The following is a 3,778-nucleotide window of genomic DNA, read 5'->3' on the forward strand; positions in this document are numbered from 1 at the left end:
CGAACATAATTTTTCTGTTTTTACCCTCTATTTTCCTTAACCGAGCAGTATTGGGACAGCTGGTGGTTTGCGGAGCGAAACTTTGGGATTTGGCAAAACTGGAGACATTGCAATTTCAACCAAGCAGGTAATTATTAAAAATGGAGGACAAATAAATAATTTAACCTTTGGTGCTGCAACAAGTGGCAATATAAATGTGCAGGCCTCTGATTCCATACAGTTGGTTGGGGTTTCACCTTTTGACCCTGCTGTTTTTAGTACTATTAGTACTGCAACTTTCAATTCTGGAGACGCAGACAATATTACAGTGTCAACAAGGCAATTTGTTGCCAGAGATGGAGGTAACTTATCCTCTTCAACCTTTGGAACTGGTAGAGGAGCAGATGTAACTGTGAGTGCAACTAACTCTGTAGAAATAATAGGAGCTTCACCAATAACCTTTCAGCCAAGTCTTTTGTCTTCCATATCACTCAGTGCTGGCAAAGCTGGTAGCTTAACAATCAGTACATCAAAGTTGATAGTTCGAGATGGAGGAAGGGTTGACGCTTCTACTTTAGCAAGTGGAGAGGGCGGTAATGTTACTATTAACGCCTTAAAATCTATAGAGATTAGTGAGAAAATACCTGGTTCTGGAGAGCCTAGTTTGGTAATCTCCAGTGCTAATATTGTTTCTCCAACCTTACAAAAGTTATACAGACTCCCTCCAGCACCTTCTGCAAAATCTGGAAACGTAACGATTAATACTGGTCAGTTGAGTCTTACAGACGATGCTGAAGTTAACGTGAGAAATGACGGTTCTAACGATGCTGGAACACTCGAAATCAATGCTACTTCTGTTTCTTTAGACAACAAAAGTGTGATTACAGCAACCACTGTTTCCGGCGAAGGCGGCAATATTTTCCTGAACGTACCCTATTTGCAGCTAAGTAATAACAGTGCTGTAACGGCGACCGCAGGAAATAAAGGAAATGGCGGGAACATTAACATCAACACAGACATATTAACCGCCTGGGGAAACAGCAGTATCACCGCAGATGCCTTTGAGGGTCGTGGTGGAAATATCACAATTAATGCTCAAGGACTGTTCTTTTCCCCTGATAGCTTGATTACGGCTAGTTCCAAGTATGGAATTAACGGTACGGTTAAGTACAACATTGTTGATCCTAATATTTCCCCTACTCAACTAAAACCAAAAGTAATTCCAATAGCTCCTCAAATCACCCCAGTTTGTCAGGCACGAGCAGGCACAGAAGTAAGTAGTTTTCGAGTTAGTAGTACTCGCAATCTCCAATCTAAGCCTAACGACCTGATGCATAACAATATTGAGCAAAGTAACTCTCTTACCGTTCCAGCTTTTAATAATTCACATAATCCTAAATCGTTAACAAGTAACCAACCCACACAAATCATAGAAGCCAACGTTTTGATTCGGGATTCTCAAAGGAATTTAGTTTTGACGACAGACCAAGCAAATCCAACCTGGGATAATGCTTCACTATCTGCAAGTTCTTGTTTCTCAGGATCTCAGTGATAAAAAAACATAAAAATGATCTCACCTCAATGTTGCTTTAAGTATTTATTTTCAGGCATTCTAGGGCTGTCTATAATTGTAATTCAATCATCTGCCCCTGCCCAGACTGTAAAAAAAGAAAAAGAATTTCTCAAAAATCAAGCGGCATCCCTGACTTCATCAGGTCACGAACAATTAGCTCTAGATCGGGCAAATGAAGCTTTAAAATTTTGGCAGGAATCTACGAAAATTTATCGCCAGCTAAACGACCAAGAGGGGATTACGGAAAGCCTGATTAATCAAAATTTTGCTTTCCAAGCATTAGGATTACACAAACAAGCTTGCAATACACTTTTAGAAGCTTTAAAGTTGAATGCAAATTTAGGTATTTGCGACACGGCTTTGCAGCAACCATCTCCTGCTCAAAAAGAGCAACTGACGGCAGTAATCGGTAAGCAGAAACCAACATCAGTTAACTTGCTTGGATTACAGAATCTAGGAGAAGTCTTGCGGATTTTAGGTAAATTAAATGAATCTCAAACAGTTTTACAAGAAACATTAACGCTGGCAAAACTTGTATCTTCATCAAAGATTAGTGGTATTTATCTGTCTCTGGGTAATATCGAACAGTCAATTTATCAGCAATTGCAAGATAAATATTACTGGATAGAGGAACCACTTTTTCGAGAGCAGATTGCTAATATTATTTCACAAAAAGCACAAAAATCATTAGAAAATTACCAAATACTAGAAAATCTACCAAATATCTCCAAATCAGCTAAACTGCAAGCTCAGTTGAATCACTTAACTTTACTCATAAGTTGGGAAAAATGGCTCAGTCATCAACCAAATCAAGCAAACCTTCATTTGAAAGTTAATCAACAGATCCGAGTCTTGATAAATCAAATAGATGAAAATTCTTCTGCATTTTTGGAGTTATCACCTGAGCCATCTATTCATGCTCGGTTGAATTTTGCTAATAACCTTAGCCAAATCCCAGATGAACAATTAAAATCTGTGGCAGTTCGATACACGAAATTAGCCTTGAAAATGGCTGAAACTATTAATAGTAACCGATGGTTATCCTATAGTTTTGGTACTTTGGGTAAATTATCAACTCAAACAGAACAAAAACAGGCATATTTTAAGAAGGCTTTAGGATTCGCTCAATCAATTCGGGCTTCGGATATCGCCTACCAATGGCAGCAGCAGTTAGGACTCATTTACCAAAAGCAGGGAAAAACTGAGTTAGCGATTCAGAACTATAATGCTGCGATCGCAAACATGACTGAAGTGCGTGATAGTCTTTTGTCAACTAACGAAGATTTGCAATTCTCTTTTCAGTCAGAAATGGAGCCGACATATCGTAATTATATGCGATTGCTCTTAACATCACCTAATCCTGATTTAAAAAGAGTAATACAGATAAACGAAGGGTTGCAAATAGCACGCTTAGAAAACTTTCTCAGATGTGGCAAGCTTGACCTTGTTGCTTTAAATCAGCTTCAGAATCTCAATAGCGCCCCAACAGTAATTCACATTATTGATTTAGGGGATACTATAGAAGTAATTGCTCAGTCAACAGATGGCTCACTTCACCACCATTCTATTGAATCTAAACTAGTTCGATTCCAGATAGATCATCTTTTAGCAGCTTTCCAAAATGAAAATTTTTCTGAGGTTGGCGAAAGTAGCATTACTACTTATTCTCAAGGAATTTATGAAAAGCTAATTGCACCAATTAAAACATATCTACCCACATCAGGAACACTCGTATTCACTTTAGATAAATCTTTCCAAAGCATACCAATGGCATTGTTATATGATGGAAAAGATTATCTAATAGAGCGTTACAGTATTGCAGAAACTTTAGGTTCCAGAGTTAGACAACCTAGAGTCTTACATGAAAACCAGATGATAGCTTTGATAGCTGGACTCTCAAAAATTAGCCCCAGTTATACAGATCCAAATGCACCTAAAAACATGGGGAATTTACTTCCATCTAAACAAGAAATAGAAAATGTAGAAAAACAAACCTTCTCATCAGTAGCCTTGTTAGACAAGAAGTTTACCCTTAAAAGGTTCACAGAAGAACTAACTCAAAATAATTTTCCTATTGTACATATTACTACCCACGGTCAATTCAGTTCTGACCCACTCAAAACAGTACTGGTTGCCTATGACAAGCTAATTAATATTAGAGACTTTGACAGCTTATACCGATTTAATATGAAGCTGCATAGAATAGAGCTTCCAGGATAAAGTTAT

General features: G+C 37.9%; 2 protein-coding genes. Both read left to right on the plus strand.

The window, feature by feature from the left end; translation table 11 throughout:
* The first annotated feature begins 67 nt into the window (after window positions 1-67).
* The gene (locus ACFFAP_RS37025; RefSeq protein ID WP_375515872.1) at window positions 68-1,531 is read left to right on the plus strand and encodes a hypothetical protein; all 1,464 of its coding nucleotides are present in this window, start codon (window positions 68-70) and stop codon (window positions 1,529-1,531) included.
* A gap of 15 nt (window positions 1,532-1,546) precedes the next feature.
* The gene (locus tag ACFFAP_RS37030; protein ID WP_375515873.1) at window positions 1,547-3,772 is read left to right on the plus strand and encodes a CHAT domain-containing protein; all 2,226 of its coding nucleotides are present in this window, start codon (window positions 1,547-1,549) and stop codon (window positions 3,770-3,772) included.
* Window positions 3,773-3,778: the final 6 nt, after the last annotated feature.

Origin of the sequence: uncultured Nostoc sp. (genome assembly GCF_964245575.1) — a bacterium.
Taxonomy (GTDB): domain Bacteria; phylum Cyanobacteriota; class Cyanobacteriia; order Cyanobacteriales; family Nostocaceae; genus Nostoc.